Source organism: Paraglaciecola mesophila KMM 241 (assembly GCF_000315015.1).
In the GTDB taxonomy this organism is placed as follows: Bacteria; Pseudomonadota; Gammaproteobacteria; order Enterobacterales; family Alteromonadaceae; genus Paraglaciecola; species Paraglaciecola mesophila.
This window is the reverse complement of record NZ_BAEP01000004.1, coordinates 132,203-150,086: the sequence shown is the minus strand read 5'-3', so window position 1 is coordinate 150,086 and position 17,884 is coordinate 132,203. Positions and strand designations below refer to the sequence as shown.

The window sequence follows — 17,884 nt, the reverse complement described above, 5'->3', positions numbered from 1 at the left end:
GCATGGTGATAGCCGTGTTATTGATTTCTTTACTGCTTTTAATTGCTAGCGGTACACCTGTGGCGTTTGCTTTATTGCTCGCTTCTTTGTTGGCTATTTTGATTGACGGCGGCGTACCGGGTCTTGTTATGCTGCACAGTATGCTAGGAGGCATGAATAGCTTTCCGCTACTGTCGATCCCTTTCTTCGTATTCGCCGGTGCGCTAATGAATAGTGCAGGAATAACCCAACGTATTTTTGATTTTACCAATGCGCTGGTGGGGTGGTTACGTGGTGGTTTAGGCCATGTGAACGTCGGAGCATCAATATTTTTTGCTGGCATGTCTGGTGCTGCGGTTGCTGACGCTGGTGGGTTGGGTGCGATTGAAGTCAAAGCAATGCGTGACCAAGGCTATGATGCTGGATTCGCGGTAGGCTTAACGGCGGCATCTTCGACAATAGGGCCGATTATTCCTCCTAGCTTACCTTTGATTATTTATGCGGTCATGTCTTCGTCTTCAATCGGAAAACTGTTTGCCGCAGGGGTGATCCCCGGGTTGGTGATGGCGTTAAGCTTAATGTTGATGGTGGCCTGGTATGCCAAAAAACGGCGATACCCAAAAGACCATGGCTTTTCAGTCTCGCGCTGCGCAAGTACCTTTAAACGGGCGTTTCTTTCCCTGATGACACCAGTACTGATTATCGGTGGTATTTTGTTTGGGCTCTTTACTGCTACTGAAGCGGCTATTGCCGCCAGCGCATATGCCTTATGTTTGGGAGGGGTGGTGTATAGAACTCTGAACGTCAAAACCTTATTGAAAGTCAGCATAGAAACCATAGAAACAACCAGTATTATCATGCTGATTATTGGCGCTGCAGCTGTTTTTTCATGGGTGCTAACCACACAACATATAACTACCGACTTCACCCAGTGGATGTTGGCGTTTACCGATAATAAAGTCACGATATTGTTATTGATGACACTCATCTTATTCATAGTCGGTTGCTTTATGGAGACAATTGCCGCCATCACTATTTTGACGCCAGTACTGCTGCCCATTGCAGTCAGTTTGGGGATTGATCCCTTGCATTTCGGGGTGATGATGGTGCTCAATCTAATGATCGGGTTACTTACTCCCCCAGTAGGCATGGTGTTGTATGTGCTATCTCGGGTCACCGACGTTCCTTTTGAAACATGCGCCCGAGCAACCTTGCCCTTCTTGGTGCCCTTGCTCATCGTATTGATGCTAGTCACCTTTATACCTGCACTGACAACGTGGCTGCCTTCAGTGTTATATCCATAGGGTCAACCTTACCGAGAACGGCACGCTTTTAAACTCCAAGAAACTAACGTTATACTGGCCACCCACCTTGATGACGTAGCACCGTTATGAACAACAGCCTGAGTATCCGCGCTTACACCAAGCAGCTTCAAAGCCATATACACCACCGCCATCATCAGCTGGTGCTGCCAGTACAGGGTAGCATAGTGATTGATATGGTCAGCTATAGAGGCAAAGTGACGGTGGGGGAATGTGTGGTTGTGCCAAGCGGCACAGAGCATGGTTTCAAAGCTGATGAAACTGCACGTTTTATTGTGGCCGACTTAACCACATTGCCCGCCCACTTGCTTGAAAGTGGACTGGCTGTATTTTCTATTTCCCCGCCTTTGATGAGTTTTTTATTGTTTGTAGAAAAGCAATTACAGCATCAGGTCGATAGCGGTATTGAGCATTCTATTCTCGATGTTTTTAGCATGTTGCTGAGTCAGCAGCGGGCAACGCATACCCTGGATAAACAAATGCGTATAGTACAAGGTTGGATCAACGAGCATCTTGAACAGCCTCTAAGTATTGACACGCTATCCGCGCTGGCTTGTTTAAGCCCAACGCAATTCAAAAAGCGCTTTAAAGACAGTTTTTCCATGAGTGCTCAGCAATACATTACCGGGCTGCGCATGGAAAAGGCCAAAGCCTTGTTGGCACATACTGACTTGCCAGTGCAGCTAGTGGCTGAAAAGGTTGGCTATGGTGATCTTTCGGCCTTTAGTCGGCGTTTCTCTGTGTATACTGGGTTATCACCTCGCGCATTTGCACAAATTTAATAGCGTCTTCTTAAACAAGCCTTGCGTCTTTTTGGCAAAGTAATCAGTTTACCAATTGTTTATGCTTCTTTGATGATTTGCCCATAACGGAATAAGAAAATGTTAGCGATGCGCTGTGGCTTTACTCAGTATCAAAACGGAGCAATGGCTATTTTATTTGCGGCGGTGCTCTGGGGCACAACAGGTGTGGCAGCAAGCTTCGCACCGGATATCAGCCCATTAGGCATAGGGGCGTTTGCGATGGGTGTGGGGGGGATGATGCAAGCTGCATTAGCCCATCGTAAACTAAAAGCTAATCTAGCCAATCTGTTGCAGCAAAAAGCATTGTTGCTATTGAGTGCGTTGGCTTTGGCGATTTATCCATTGGCATTTTATAGTTCCATGCGCATGGCGGGAGTGGCGGTAGGTACGGTTGTTTCCATTGCCAGTGCGCCTTTATTTTCTGCCTTGTTAGAGTGTCTTTTTAGCAAAGCGTTGCATCTAACGAAGCGCTGGTTAATCAGTGTTTTGATTGGCTTATTTGGGATTGCTTTACTCGCTTACAGAGAACCGCAGGCATCAGCCTTAGCGACTGACGTAGCGGTGAACCTGCAACAGCAAGCCGCGCAGCAGCGACAATTATGGGGAATTGCATTAGGGTTATTAGCCGGCCTAACTTATGCGTTTTATTCTTGGGCCGCGCGCAGCATGATTGATAGCGGTGTGCACTCACAAGCTGCCATGGGAAGCATTTTTGGATTAGGCGCTATGTTATTGCTACCGTCATTATTTTTCACTGGGGATAACTTGTTTAGCTCACCCGCTAATGCTCTCGTATCACTGTATATGGCGGTTATCCCTATGACGTTAGGCTACTTCGCCTTTGGTTATGGTCTTCGTCATGTTAAAGCAAGTAGTGCCTCTTTGCTCACATTAATGGAGCCTGTGGTTGCAGCAATACTGGCCGTGCTGATTATCGGCGAAGTCATTTCGCCAATGGGCTGGTTTGGTATGCTGTTGATTATGCTGTGCTTAATTGCACAAGCCACCGAGAAACCGCCGGGCGTTCCTGTTGCTATTGAGAGAAGCGCTACAACGTGAGTTAGACACTCCTGAACACAGCACGAACTTAATCTATAGAAACTATAGAGAGCATAGGGGACGAGTAAAAAACGGATTATGAATTGACTTTATAGATATTAAATGTGAAATTTCATATATATGAAATATCAAATGTGATGTGGTGTAACAGCCCTACGAATTCACTTTGTCTTAAGTGCAGCGAAAATATGTGCAAACGCTCATCAACCTATTTAGTCAATTATGAAAAGCAGGAGAGTCATCCCTATGGTGGTTATATATCACAACTCCGCGTGCGGCACGTCGCGTAATGTTTTGAAGATCATTCAAGATGCAGGTTATCAGCCTGAAATCATCGAATATCTAGACGAAGGCTGGACTCGCCCGCAATTATTGGGCTTGTTTGCTGCGGCAAATTTAACTCCGAGAGGCGCACTGCGCACCAGTAAATCGCCGGCTAAGGAGCTAGGCTTGTTAGATGAAAGTGTCAGTGATGACACAATTCTAGCTGCCATGCTTGAGCATCCTGTACTCGTTAATCGCCCCATAGTGTGCAGCGAAAAAGGCGTTAAGTTGTGCAGGCCTAGCGAAGCAGTACTCGATTTACTAGAGAAGTGGCCTAAGGGTCCTTATAAAAAAGAAGACGGTGAGTTGATCATTAATGGCATGGGTGAGCGGGTAAAACCCTAACTGCATGAACGCTTGATTTACGTGAAAGTAACAAGCGCGCATAGCGCGCTTTTCATTGCTTTTATAACCTATGAGCTATTACCTACTACCTATAAAAGTAGGAAGCTCATTCGCTGGGTGCCTTAGCGGTGATGGCCGTCGCTTCGTTACTGGCTGTTGCGACGCCTAAATGCGTTTTCAAGAAGGTATCCATTTCGGCAAATAACCGATGACGATTGCGTTGAATAGATAAATAGTGATCGCCATTTTTAAGCTCAACATAGTTAACGTCTTTGTTTAAATCTTCGAGCTCCTCGAACATCTCTCGGCTTTGGTATACATCGACTACCCGATCGTCCTCACCGTGCAGCAACAGCATAGGAATTTTGATGTGCTGGGCGTTATGATAAGGCGAGCGAGCTTCGAGGTCGTTCTCATCATTGCCTATTTGTTTTTTCACGAACTTCCTGTTCAAGAAATAACGACTCTTTCTGACTAAGCGCTCTAAGTCCATCACACCGGCAAAGCTAATGGCACACTGAAATAAATCAGGGCTTTTTACTGCTGCCATCGCCGCCGCGTAACCACCATAACTGGCGCCAACGATACAAATACGTTCTGGATCAGCGATGTTTTCTTTTATCAGCCATTTCGTAGCGTCAGTGATGTCATCTTGCATCGTTAGGCCCCAGCCTTGCATTTGGCTTTCAGCAAATTGCTTTCCATAGCCTGAAGATCCGCGAAAGTTCGGGCGAAATACAGCGTAACCGCGATTGGTGAAGAACGAAGTCCAATAATCAAAGCCGTCATACTCACGGGCGCCTGGGCCACCATGAGGGTGTAAAATTGTTGCAATCGGTCCGTTGGTTTCACTCGGTAAGGTTAAATAGCCCTCAATCTCGGTGCCATCCCGCGCGGTATAACTGACTAATTTATGGTTTGACGGAGTCACGTCCTCTAAACCAGGATATTGTTCAAAGAGCATCACTAGAGACTTCTTAGGGCGATTCCCCAAAAAATAAGCACCGGGTATAAAGTCACTTTCTGTGTAGAGTAAGTAAGTTTCTTCGTTGTCGCTAAAATCAATCAGATAATTACTGGTATCGGGTAGGGCTTTATCTAATGCCGTTTGAAAGTTCTGATAGCTTTCATCCCAGTAAATTCTGCCGGTTGGGCTATTCGCATGGTGGATACCAATGACATCATTGAGCTTTGTAGAATAAATGAGTGAGCCGTCCACATCATAGTCAGGATCCTCGAATATTAATGTAGATACTTGCGTACTGATGTTCATTTTATACAAGGCTTTCTTGTCACCCTTATAAGCGCTATAGAACAATATATTAGGATCTTTAGCGAAGCCTAGCGGATTGATGCTTACTTCTTCAAGGGCGTTATGTTCGAACATCTTTTCCCAATTATCCTCGCCGGGAAGGCGATAACGGATTGACGCATCACCAGATTTATAGCTAAGCGCTTCGCCTAAACGCACGTTACCTTGGCGGTCTGCCATCCAACTACGTACTTGCATTTTACCTTTTTCAACGCGCACTCTTTTACGGGAATAGATATTTAATTTATACACCGATGGCACGTTGGCCACATCAAGATCAAGGGCGATCAATATATGGTCAGGGTCTTCTGGCAAAAAGGAAACAACGGTATCTTGAAATTGTGAGGCATGCTCATTTGAACGGCCAGATTTGGGTCTAAATAAATTTCTTTGTTTAACTTCATCACCGTCTACATCGATGGCAAGTAAGCGTGTTTCAGTGAACTTAACCGATCTTTGTCTACTGGCGAAACGCAGGCTCACTATTAAGGTTTTTTCATTGGCCCAGGTAAACCAATTTACTTTGACGTCTTCATTGTCTGACTTGACCAACATTTTTACTTTATTGGTTTTCAAATCTAAAACCGACAGTACAGATAGTTCAGGGTTGAGATAATTCTTGATAAAGGCGATACGCTCGCCATTGGGGGATATATCGGGCTTGACGACTAACGGCAGCCGGCTGTATTGGGTTGTGGGTAACTCAACACTGTGAGCCGGTAAGATGAGCAACAAGCTCAGTAATGCCAAGACGGCAGTTTGAATATACATAATACTCCTTATTGTTTAATACCATTCCTTAATAAGTACTTCATTGGCGATACTAACACTGACTCCAAGATGATGTCTTCAAAAGGGGACATCGATTATGGGGGATTTAACTTGTTTAGGAATGAGTTGTTATTGAGCGCAGGCAAATGAATGGAATGGTTGGAATTAATTATTCACAGAGTATTTATGTTACCAAAAATAGCCATAAATAATAAATATCTATAAAAATCATTAATTTAACTTGTCGGACTTCTTTACACTATAAAATTAGAGAATACATAACTCATTGATTATTAATGACTTGTTGTGGTGGCTGATTTATTGCTTAATCGCCGCGCGTCCAACGACTTGGGTGTGTGTAAAAAGTTCTTATAAATCAAATGGAAGTAGTAATGAAATTGATATCAGTAAATAAAATATTCTTAATTCTTGGCATTGTGTTATCTAGCGCACAAGCGAGTGCGGCATTAATCGGGGGGGAGCCAGCGAAAAACCTAAATGCAATCAGTTTCACTGAAAGCTACGCAGATGGACTTGGGCGGTATACCGTCACAAACGAATTAGGCAATAGCTATTTAGCCGGCTTTGGCGTTACCAATATTGATACAACGGCAGAGATAGAGACCGTTGAAGATTGGGGCTCATATATTGAGAGTACTGGCGGCGGAAATGTTGGTGACAATTATTTTTACTATTTCGCTTACACGGTCAATGCCGAAAACTGGGCAACGCAAGTGCTTTATATAGAAGAGCCTAATAGCGAAAATGATGGCGGCGGTTTCTACAATCCAGCAGAATATACCGCGCAAGATTTATATGGAGATATCGATAATTTTTTCACCAACGGGGAAAATACCCTAAATTGGTATTCTGCTAATGATGGAGCGCTTTGGGGAGGTAATACTTGGGGTGGTTTCGTATTCAGGGGAACCCAGCCTGCCTCTTCACTTTACGGCATACTAGCCTCTGAAGACCAAAGTACAGCTACGGTTTTCGCCAACGGCATTACGCCGACTAACGTCACCACAACCCCTGATGCGATCAATGTACCTGCACCTGGCGCATTAGGGTTGCTAGCAATGGGCATTTTGGGCACTGTGCTTCGTCGTCGTAAGCAATAGCCCATAGCTCGCAACTTAAATGCCAAATTACCTCGAAAATCTTCTCATAAGTTTTCGTAATTTTGTCGCGAATGACCAAGTAGCTGCAACTATAAGTGGTGTTTGCTTGGTAAATATATAGTCACACGTTATTCACTTTTAACGTTAAAAAATGATAATTCACATGGAAGCAGTAATGAAATTAATCTCTTTAAAACACGTATTTCCCGTTTTATGTTTAAGTGTAACCAGTATGAATACTGGTGCAACGGTTATCGATAATGTTGATAACCTGAATGGTATATATTTTACCGAAAGTTTTCAGGCTAGCTCTGAGCCGAGTAGCGCGACAAACTCTGAGCCCAGTAATGTTGTGCAGCCGTTAGACTCTCCAAATTTAGGAGTGATCTGTGATGATACTATTCTTTCCTCAATACCTTGCGGCGGCGGTGACGATGAAATCGATCCTGGTTATGCGGGCAAAGGGGTTGGAACATACACTGTCACTAACAATCTAGTGAACAGCACATTGGTTGGGTTTGGTATAACGAATGTGGATACCGTGGCATGGATTGACGATGAACTTGATGCTTGGGTTGGAAATCAATACGTTAGCTACACTGCTATGACGATCGATGCATCTAATTGGCAAACTCAAAAATTATACGGTGTAGATGATGAAGTGAACACCGCACAAGATTTGTACGGTGATATTGATGACTTCTTTAAAGACGGTGAAAATACGTTGAATTGGTATAGCTACTTCGATGGGGCATTAGGATATGGTCAAACTTGGGGAGGGTTCAAATTTTATGGCGATGGGCCCCGCTCATCTTTATATGGCATATTAGAAGTTGATGGTTCATCAACCGTGTTCGCTAATGGCATTACGCCGACTAGCGTCACCACAACCCCTGATGCGACCAATGTACCTGCACCTGGCACGTTAGCTTTGCTAGCATTAGGCCTATTTGGCGTTGTACTTCGTCGTCGTAAATAGTGCCGCGTTAAGGCTAAAATTCAATAATTCAAATTGAATCAATTAACGGCAACCGCTTTTTTAGCGGTTGCTATGTTCACTTGATTCACCCGCTATAAACGCTCGCATAACCTTAATCACTTCTTCTGTATGATCCAAAAAAGGTACATGGCTATCCGTATCTATGCTGTGAATACGTAAGTTATCGACATTAGCCTTGATTGCCTCGAAGGTATCTTGCGTAAACGCTTTATCTCGCTGTGACCAAATCAATAAACTCGGCACAGTGATACGGGTTTCTTTACTCGGCCAATAATGAGAGTCGTTGATAGCATCAAATTCGGGTACGTTGGCTTGATACCAATTCACCGCCCCTTGTGCAGCGCCCGGTTGTTGCCATGCATTTAAAAACGCGAGCTTAAAACGCTCATCTACGTGCCCCTCTTCGTATAAGCGGGCACTGCCTCGCCAAATGAGTTCGGGCCCTTTTATGGCAAATAATAGATGCGCGTACCAACTATCCAGTTTATGCATGTAGTGAGACGCTTCCCGCTGGGATGTACTTGTGGATAGCACGTCTAGAAACACGTTAAAGGGTGGGGCGTTGATAATAATCAGCTTGCTGATTAATTCTGGTGATGTTTGCGCAACCGACCAGGCTAGCACACCGCCCCAATCATGCCCCACGAGTATCACCTTGTTATTGCGGGATAACTGCTCGATGAGTTGTCGTACGTCAGTCACCAATTTTTCAATTTTGTATTCAGACACATCAGCCGGTTTTTGACTATAGCCATAGCCTCTATTGTCTGGTGCTACAACCTGATGATCTTGACTGAACTCACTCAATAAAGGATCCCAAGCGCTACCGAAATACGGAAAACCATGCAGAAATAACATCAGCGAGCCAGTCCCTTCTTGAACATAATGTATTCTTATTCCATTGACCGTCGTGTAATGGGCGGTATAGCCTAAATCATTGATCTTAGAACGCTGGGACTCGTCAATGACAGATAACGAGGAATTATCCCGACAGCCTATGGCCATGAGGGGCGTTAATATCAGTATTAATCGAACAATGTAATTAAAGTTCATTATGTTAACTTCTCAGTAGGGACGGCTATCACTGGCAAAATAATATAGCAGGAATAGGTAGAGTTCTGTATTTTTTACTGATTTCTATCTATTTATTGTCATTATGTTGAATACTAAGTTTAGTAAATTCTATTAGTTTTGTTATTGTAACTAATTGTATTTAAAGTAATTTTATTCAGTTCTCTTTCACTGTGAAATTAAATTCAAACAATTAATTTACATGTTAATATTGACTATTGAACATAAAGTCAATAACTTGGCGTTTATTGAATTTTTGTTTAATAGTGCTAGGCGTTTTGAGCGTTAACGTTAAGTACTTACATAAAAAAAGAGCCTAAAAAAGGACAGTCTAAGCATGTTAAAACTCAACAATACACACGAGCCTCAAACAATCGGTACAACTCAAAAAAGCCACATAACCCGCGAAACCCTTGGCGTTTTGTTCGCTATTCCCTTTGCCACCTCAGCTGTAGCGCAGGCGGTTGAAGAACAAACACAAGCACACAAAGTGCCTACAGAATTAGAGATCATCGAAGTCACAGCACAAAAACGTGTTACGTCTTTGCAAGAAACTCCTATTGCGATTAGCGCATTTAGCCGTGCGATGCTTGACGATCAAGACATTGAAGATGCTCAAGACATTCAATATGCCGTACCCAATGCAATGGTATCTAATAACGCAGGCTATAACGTGCGGGGAGTGGGCGATAACGCCATTTCAGCTACTGCGGATCCTGGCTTAGGGGTGCATATCAACGGCGTGTATGTCACCGCTAATACCATTCAGAATGAGTTTTATGATCTTGAGTCGATTGAACTATTGCGCGGCCCCCAAGGGACATTGTTCGGGCGCAATACCACAGCTGGGGTGCTCAACTCGATTACGCGCAAACCAACGGATGTATTCGAAGCGGCACTAACTACGGAAATTGCCAGCTTTAACGGTTTAAGAACCAAGGGGTACGTGAATATTCCTTTAAGTGATGCTGTGCTCCAGCGCTTTGCATTTAATACTGTGAAACGTGATGGTTATACTGAAAATGTGGCACCGAATGTGGGTTTTGACAGCATTGACGGGCGAGATCAGTTTTCAATTCGCAGCTCCACCACGTTTGATTTTAGCGAAAATGCCAATGGCTTTTTATTCGCACAATATTTTAAAGAAAATAGTGATCGTGCACCGCGCACAGGCGTGTTGTGTACCTCTGATCCTGTACTAGGCTGTGATAACGCCACTGTATCAAGTCAGTATCCGAATTCAGATTTTACCGACGGTTCTTTAGCTAACGGCGCTTTGGCCCCCACGTTAGCGGCGCTTGGTTTTGCCACGCGCTCAGACTTTTATAACACCAACTTAGATGGTTCGGCGCGAGTGAATCCCAGCGATCCTCGAAAAGTACGTCAAGACTATCAACCTAGGTTTGATGTCGAAGACTTGCTTATTTCATTTGAGTTTAACTACGACTTTGGCGAACACGTTTTTACTTCTGTCACGGCATACCATGATCGCTCGTCACAAGCATTTGCTGATTTTGATAACGCCGATGGTGCAGACGCGTTATTTATTCCTCAAAGTTTGCTGTTGCCCGAGGGGAGAACAGAGCCTACTACTCGTTATAGCACGGCGCGCTCCAGTGAATCTGAAAGTGAACAGTGGAGCCAAGAGTTGCGCATTGCATCTTTTAAAGACGGCCCATTTAACTATACCGCTGGGGTGTTTTATTTACAGTATGATGCTGAGTCTTACGGGAAATTCTATCAACCTGAAATGACCGCAATTGCTGGCGCGTTGGGCTTACCCGACGAACTAGCACTGTTCAACTTCGATACGCCAGATATTGCAACCACGTCTTGGGCCATATTCACCGAAGCGTATTACGACATAAGTGAAGACTTAACCTTAACCATGGGGCTGCGTTATACCGAAGATGACAAAGAAGTCGTGACCCGAGCGATTTCGCCTCTTTCCTTTTTAGACCCAAGATTTGATATTAACAACAGTTATGTAGATGGCGAGGGGGCTTGGGAGGAGTTCACCGGTAAAATCGGCCTAAGCTACAGCCCAAACCTAGACATGACGGATGAAACATTATTTTTCGGTACTTTATCGCGTGGTTATAAAGGCGGTGGCATTAACCCTGGGGCCAGTGATTCAGCGTTCCCAACTTTTGACCCCGAATATATCAACGCCTTAGAAGTCGGGACCAAAAACACCTTTGCTAAGCGTTCACTGCAGGCCAATGTCACTGTATTTATGTACCAATACGATGGTTTACAGGTAGGGGGAATTTTAGGAGACGGTGCAACCTTTAATACCAATGTTGATGCGGACGTTGCTGGTGCTGAGTTTGAGTTTTTGGCGTTACCAATGGATGGTTTGCGCATCAATCTGAATTTGGCCTTATTAGACTCAGAAATTAACGAAGACTTTTTCACTTCACCGGACATTGCCGATCCCTCAGGCTCAGACCCTGTAAATTTAAACGGTAAAACGCTGACGTTCTCTCCCGAAAAATCCGTGCAATTTGGCATCCAGTACACCCATGAAATCAGCAGTAATTGGGAAATCGCCTACCGGGCGCAAACCTTTTGGCAAGATGAATTCTACAGCCGTTTATACAACGTACCCTCAGATAAGCAAGAGGGTTGGCAGCAAACCGATGTCAGCGTGACCCTAAGGGACATGGACGATGTGTGGGAGTTTGAAGTGTTTGTGAAAAACGCTTCTGATGAAGCCTCGATCACGGGCTCTAGCGTAGCGAACTCGCTGGTAGGTCGTTACCGTACGCCGCTGTATTTAGACCCGCGCACTTATGGGGTGCGCGCGACGTATCATTTTAACTAAGCAGTGAATAGCAATAGAACAGGGGCTTTACGATATTTTTTAATGAGGGCCCCTAATACGAGCCTTTAAAAAGCCCTGCATTGCAGCGCGTAAATTGGGCCCAGGTGCAACATTACCACTGTTCGGTAGCGGTTAATCCTAATCGTACTATTGTGTGTTCTACCGTTGTTTTTTACGCGCGCTCTATTCATTTGATGCATAGGCGCGCGATGAATTTAAGCATTTTATCAATGTAGGATATGTAATTATCCTACGAAAGACGCCGTTGTCTTAATACAAAGGAAGAAACTCGTGGTTAGATTATCGTTAGGTTTATTGTCGGTGCTCACTCTGGCTGGTTGTTCATGGTTCTCAGCTGAGCCAAGCCGGGTTGAAAACCCAGTCGTACGCGGTGTGGATTACGTAGGCATGACGGTGAGCAACTTAGAGCGCTCGTCAGTGTTGTACCAAAAAGCAGCAGATTTAACTCCCTCGGATATCACGCAAATTGACAGTCATCCGGTTGTGAATAGCTTGGTCGGTAGAGATGGCGCAAAAGCGAAAAGCCGCTTACTAACAAGCGTAAATGCCCAGCTTAAATTGACGGAATTTGCGCAACCCGACGCCAAAGCGGCAAATACACCACATCTTGAGGTATATGGCCCTGGCATTGCCCATGTGTGTTATCAGGTCGCTAAGCATACTCACACCTATGAAACCTTTTTAGCAAATGGCGCGACGCCTATTGGCGACCCAGAAATGATCCATCTAAACCCTAAAAACCCTGTTTATTATGCCTACGCTCATGACCCTGATCACATCTTGTTCGAAGTAGAGCACGTAGATGTACAAGCGTTAGAGTTACCCACACCCCCAAAAAATGAATATCGTATTCGCCATGTGTCTTTAGCTACCACCGACATGGATCGCAGCGTGGATTTCTACTCCCACTTGCTTGAAACCAAAGATCCTCGTCGAGCGGGGAGTTTAATAAAACTGTCGGGTGAAAAGCTCGACAAAATAGCAGGCCAAAAAGATGCCGCAATAGAAATGGCTTGGTTTCAAATACGTAATTTAGAATTAGAGATCATCCAGTACCATTCTCCTCAGCCAACGCCATTGAATGCGCCGCGCCCCTTTGATGCATTAGGCTACAACTCTGTCGTGTTTGATGTGACGGATTTGGCGGCGGCTAAAGCTTTGTTGCTAGAAGCGGGCGGCACGATGGTGAGTGATGCACGCCCCATGGACGGCGGTTACATACTGTATGGGCGAGACCTAGACGGCAACCTATTAGGCTTTCAAAAATCTGCAGACGGTTCACCTTACTCTTCACAGCAATTTGCAGATAACGGAATTTAACCAGCTATGACCAACGCTCGGCATTTTAAGTATTACCGATCTATCCTTAGGAGAAAATACACAGCATGATTTCTCGTATCGCACACTGGCTAATGGTGGTTTTGTTTTTATTCATTGGCGTGTTTTTGACTTTGGCCGGGGGCTACTTGGCGTTATTGGGTGGCAGTTTTTATTATGTGGCTGCAGGCATTGCTCTTATTGCCAGCGCTGTCTACATGATTAAAGGCAACACCTTAGCCTACAAACTATATGCAGGCTTACTGTTGGTTACGCTTGTTTGGGCAACCTATGAGTCAGATTTATATTGGTTGGCATTTTTGCCTAGGGTCGCCACTTGGCTTGTGCTGGGCTTATGGTTTATTACGCCTTGGTACCGCGCAAGCCTAAAACCTGCTGACATGAACCGGACTGTTAATCGCAAATGGATAGCGTTACCCATCGGCCTTAATTCCGCTGTTTTACTGTTGAGTGTTTTTCAGGGCTATGAGCATAACGGCACTGGTACTATGCGCCCGCTACCTGACACCGCTGATGTCACGGATTGGCAAAATTACGGCAACACAGACGGCGGTAGCCGCTTCGCCCAATTAGAACAGATAAACACTGATACTGTGGGTAAATTAAAAGAGGTATGGCGCTATAGAACGGGTGTCGAGAAGACGTTCAAGATGACCCCGCTACAAGTGAACGATCTTCTTTATATCTGCGGCGCATCCAATGTATTGATGGCAGTTAACAGTGATAACGGTGAAGAGGCATGGCGCTACGACCCCGAAGCGATCCCTTCTGGTAGCAATCAATATGCAGAAACGTGCCGTGGTGTCAGTTATCACGAGGCGCCAACGGATTACGTCGGGCAATGCCCAACACGAATTTTAGTTGGCACTGTAGATGCAAGATTGATTGCGGTGGATGCTGTTACTGGTGCTCTATGCACAGATTTTGGCGAAAACGGCGCAGTGGATTTAACCCATGGTTTGGGCTTACACGAATTAGGAGAGTATTACGTGACCTCGCCGCCGCTGATTGCTGATGATGTAGCCGTTGTTGGTGGGCTGGTGGCAGATACCCAAGATCTCGGCTTACCCTCAGGTGTGGTTAGGGCATTTAGTGCTATCACAGGGGAATTCGTCTGGGCATGGGACTTGGGCAACCCTGGCTATTATGGCGAACCCAAAGAAGGCGAAATATACACGCCAGGCACACCCAATGTGTGGACGATTATGAGTTACGACCCGGAGCTTGATCTTATCTATGCGCCAACAGGTAATGCCTCACCGGATTATTGGGGCGGCGTCAGGCGTGACTATGACGATGGTTGGTCATCGGCCATTGTTGCGCTAGATGGAGCGACTGGCGAGCCGCGCTGGAAATACCAAACGGTGCATCATGACGTGTGGGATTATGACTTGCCCGCTCAGCCTGTATTGGTGGATGTAGAGCGAGACGGTGAAATGGTGCCCTCAGTGGCGGTTCCTACAAAAATGGGCGATATATTCTTGCTTGATAGACGTGACGGTACGCCAGTGCATCCCATTGAAGAGCGGCCGGTTCCCCAAAGTGAATTATATGGGGAGCGGCTTTCTGCCACGCAACCGTTTTCCCCGCTACCTAACTTTCATCCCTTTAGGCATGAAGAGGACATGTGGGGTTTAACCCCAATAGACCAACTTCTGTGCCGAGTTGAATATAAGATCATGAATTACGAAGGCATGTTTACACCGCCCTCTGCTGATGGCCCACTGTTAATAGGCGGCACTATGTTAGCACCAGGTAATTTCGGAGGCTTTAACTGGGGCAGCGTGTCAGTTGACGCCGACAACGGTTTACTTATTGCTGCGCCGCAGATGTTGGCTCATAGACTCAATATGGTGACCCCAGAACAAGTGGCAAAGGCAGGGCCAATTGCGCAATATCTACTGGGCCCAAATCACCCAGCGGTTAGGATGGACCTTAATGCACCTATGCCTGAGTCACGCGAGGCAGACCCGAATGATCCATACGATCACATGCGTATTAAATATTACGGTTGGCCAGAACCGTTTATGTCTAAGCTGGGCACACGCGTGCCTTGTTTTGAGCCGCCTTGGGCGCGCATCGCCGTAATGGATCTCAACACCAAAGAACTACTTTGGAGCCGCCCCTTAGGCAGTATGCAGCACACAGGGCCATTTGGTATTCGTTCAGGGTTACCCATAGAAGTGGGCGTAGCGGTAAGAGCGGGCACCTTGACCACTCGCGGCGGTCTGACCTTTATTAGTTCCACAATGGATGCCACGGTGCGCGCCTATGATGTGCGCACGGGGGAAATCAAGTGGCACGATACTTTGCCAGGTCACGGCCAATCCACCCCTATGAGTTATCAGTCAAACAAAACGGGCAAACAATATATCGTGGTGACTGTGCCCAATCCCAGTTGGACTTATCCAAGAGATCCAGAGACCAACACTTACGCAGATTCACGCAGTCCACGGGATGGCAAAGGGGGCTATGTTATCGCTTACGCGCTGGAAGATTAGTCAGTGGTACTAACTAGCCTTTTTCTTCTTGCGCCATTTCTTTTTGTACGCAGGTTTGGTTGAGGCAAGGCCTGCAAACTGACTGGTATCGATGCGCTGACTAGCGTTGATTAACTCGCCAATGGTGCGCGTAAGCGGTTGCATAAAATCTTGATAGCGCATTTGCCGCTGAGATATTTTATCCAAATTTGCTTCCCAAATGGCGGTCATATCGGGCTGGGTTGATTCGCTGGGCAGGGCATTTATCAGCGCCTTGCCCGTGGATGTGGCGTGTATTTCCTTGCCATTTTTTTGCATAAATTGGCGCTTAAACAATAAATCAATAATCGAGGCTCTGGTTGCCTCTGTGCCTAAACCGTCCGTGTCTTTAAGAATTTTCTTGATGTTAGCGTCCTGCACATAGCGGGCGATGCCTGTCATAGCGGCAAGTAAGGTTGCTTCGGTAAAATGCTTAGGTGGCGTGGTTTGCTTTTCCACTAACTGAGAATCAATACAATCGAGCACTTGGCCTTTTACCAAAGAGGGCAGAGCAGGCTCGTGCTTAGCTTCACTCTGCTTTGTTAATACCAACCACCCTTTATCTGTGGTGGCTTTTGCTTTGGCTATAAAAGTGCCTCCGGCGATGCTGACGACTGCGGTCTGCTCTTGATATTTATGGGGGCCATAAAACTGCATGATGTATTGGGTCGCAATCAATTGATAAATTTTCGCCTCATCACCACTTAAGCTTGATATAGCCTTGTTGCGGGAGGTGGGAATAATCGCATGGTGAGCATCTACTTTGCTGTCGTTCCAGGCTTTTGACTTGAGCTTGCTATTGGCATTGTCCACAGCGCTTTTCTGGTCAGGAGCATTGGCTTTTATCGCACTTAATACGTTTTGAGCATCCTTGAAATGCTCCACGGGTAAATAACGCGAATCAGAACGAGGGTAGGTAATTAATTGGTGACGCTCGTACAACGACTGGCACACATTCAATACTGCCTTAGGTGACAAGTTAAAGCGTTTCGACGCATCGATTTGCAGCGCCGACAGGTTATAGGGCAGGGGCGGCGGACTTTGCTTGTCTTTCACTGTGTATGATTCGACTATCCCCGGCTGGCCCCGGGTTTTATTGACCACGGTTTCTGCGAGTTTCTTAACAATCACGCGACCTTCTTCATCCTGATAAGGCTCGCAAGCTGCACTTGGCTGCCATTTTGCTGTGAACGTTTGCGGTGCTTGTTCGGTTTGAGTGGCGAGTGTCGCCATGACTTCATAGAAGGGCTTCGACTCAAACTGGGCTATTTCTGCATCCCGCCTGACGACTAAACCAAGTACTGGAGTTTGTACTCGGCCGACCGACAGCACTCCTGAGTACCCGCCGCGCTGGCCGAGTAGAGTGTAAGCACGGGTTAAGTTAAGCCCATATAGCCAATCTGCTCTTGAGCGTGCAAGGGCAGAAATAGACAAGCCGGTAAATTCGCGATTCGGGCGAATATTCGTTAGCGACTTTTTAACCGCATTTAAGTTTAAATCGTTGATAAGCAAGCGCCCAGCGTTATCGATAATATCGCGTTTTACCTTGCAGTAGGTGATGACTTCGTCGACCAGTAACTGGCCCTCGCGGTCTGGATCGCCAGCATTAATCACCTTGGTGGCTGTTTTCAATAAACGCTTTATCACTGATAACTGTTTACTGGTGCCTTTTTTGGGAACCAATATCCAGTCTTGGGGGACAATGGGTAAATGCTGTAGCGCCCATTTTGCATAAGCTGGGTCGTATTTGTCGGGCTCTGCTTGTTCAAGCAAATGACCTATACACCAAGTTACGCAGCCGCCATTTGCAAGCTGAATATAACCGTCTTGTTTCTGTTGTGGGCCGCTGAAGCCTTGCGCTATTGCGCGGCCTAAACTGGGCTTTTCCGCTATATATAGGATCATGAAAATGGTGCTTAAGGTAATGAAGCTGTATGTAAAAACAGTAGTGTAGCAATTAATTTTACTTCGGTGTAGCTAGAGCGATTTGTTTCTCAACGCCATGTCGCTTTAACAATTTCAAAATGCGCCTAGTTGAGACAGGGCGCGCGCAAGGGAAACCGTATTCATAA

Annotated in this window: 12 protein-coding genes; 9 read left to right on the top strand and 3 right to left on the bottom strand. The window is 45.8% G+C overall.

Features of this window, described 5'->3' with window-relative positions; genetic code table 11:
• Positions 1-2: 2 nt before the first annotated feature.
• The 4 genes from GMES_RS01110 (at position 3) to arsC (ending at position 3,832) form a co-directional block, all read left to right on the top strand.
• Entirely contained in the window at positions 3-1,283 is a 1,281-nt protein-coding gene (locus tag GMES_RS01110) for a TRAP transporter large permease (protein ID WP_006990698.1), read from the top strand.
• 86 nt (positions 1,284-1,369) lie between these two features.
• Positions 1,370-2,083 (top strand): helix-turn-helix domain-containing protein, encoded by a 714-nt coding sequence (locus GMES_RS01105; RefSeq protein ID WP_006990697.1) that lies wholly within the window; start codon positions 1,370-1,372, stop codon positions 2,081-2,083.
• 99 nt (positions 2,084-2,182) lie between these two features.
• Positions 2,183-3,163 (top strand): DMT family transporter, encoded by a 981-nt coding sequence (locus GMES_RS01100; RefSeq protein ID WP_006990696.1) that lies wholly within the window; start codon positions 2,183-2,185, stop codon positions 3,161-3,163.
• A 246-nt stretch (positions 3,164-3,409) separates the two neighbouring features.
• Positions 3,410-3,832 (top strand): arsenate reductase (glutaredoxin), encoded by a 423-nt coding sequence (gene arsC / locus GMES_RS01095; protein ID WP_006990695.1) that lies wholly within the window; start codon positions 3,410-3,412, stop codon positions 3,830-3,832.
• Between the two features lie 106 nt (positions 3,833-3,938).
• On the opposite strand, the gene GMES_RS01090 is transcribed toward arsC, so the two are convergent.
• The gene (locus tag GMES_RS01090) at positions 3,939-5,915 is read right to left on the bottom strand and encodes an alpha/beta hydrolase family protein (protein WP_006990694.1); all 1,977 of its coding nucleotides are present in this window, start codon (positions 5,913-5,915) and stop codon (positions 3,939-3,941) included.
• Between the two features lie 392 nt (positions 5,916-6,307).
• Here GMES_RS01090 and GMES_RS01085 point away from each other — a divergent pair, with 392 nt between their 5' ends.
• A complete protein-coding gene (locus tag GMES_RS01085; protein ID WP_006990693.1) occupies positions 6,308-7,036 on the top strand; it encodes a PEP-CTERM sorting domain-containing protein in 729 nt (242 codons plus the stop codon).
• Between the two features lie 175 nt (positions 7,037-7,211).
• On the top strand, positions 7,212-8,015 hold the full coding sequence (locus GMES_RS01080) for a PEP-CTERM sorting domain-containing protein (protein ID WP_153811042.1): 804 nt from the start codon (positions 7,212-7,214) through the stop codon (positions 8,013-8,015).
• A gap of 60 nt (positions 8,016-8,075) precedes the next feature.
• Here GMES_RS01080 and GMES_RS01075 read toward each other — a convergent pair whose 3' ends face one another.
• Positions 8,076-9,089 (bottom strand): alpha/beta fold hydrolase, encoded by a 1,014-nt coding sequence (locus GMES_RS01075; protein ID WP_006990691.1) that lies wholly within the window; start codon positions 9,087-9,089, stop codon positions 8,076-8,078.
• A gap of 355 nt (positions 9,090-9,444) precedes the next feature.
• On the opposite strand from GMES_RS01075, the gene GMES_RS01070 reads away from it, so the two are divergent.
• From GMES_RS01070 to GMES_RS01060, 3 genes are all read left to right on the top strand, one after another.
• Positions 9,445-11,934, top strand: coding sequence for a TonB-dependent receptor (locus GMES_RS01070; protein ID WP_006990690.1), 2,490 nt, complete (start codon positions 9,445-9,447; stop codon positions 11,932-11,934).
• A gap of 291 nt (positions 11,935-12,225) precedes the next feature.
• Positions 12,226-13,275, top strand: coding sequence for a VOC family protein (locus tag GMES_RS01065; protein WP_006990689.1), 1,050 nt, complete (start codon positions 12,226-12,228; stop codon positions 13,273-13,275).
• A 65-nt stretch (positions 13,276-13,340) separates the two neighbouring features.
• A complete protein-coding gene (locus tag GMES_RS01060; protein WP_006990688.1) occupies positions 13,341-15,794 on the top strand; it encodes a PQQ-binding-like beta-propeller repeat protein in 2,454 nt (817 codons plus the stop codon).
• Positions 15,795-15,803: 9 nt separating this feature from the next.
• Here the strand turns inward: GMES_RS01060 and GMES_RS01055 are convergent, their stop codons facing one another.
• Complete coding sequence (locus GMES_RS01055) at positions 15,804-17,717, bottom strand: DNA topoisomerase III (RefSeq protein WP_006990687.1); 1,914 nt, start codon at positions 17,715-17,717, stop codon at positions 15,804-15,806.
• Positions 17,718-17,884 lie beyond the last annotated feature (167 nt).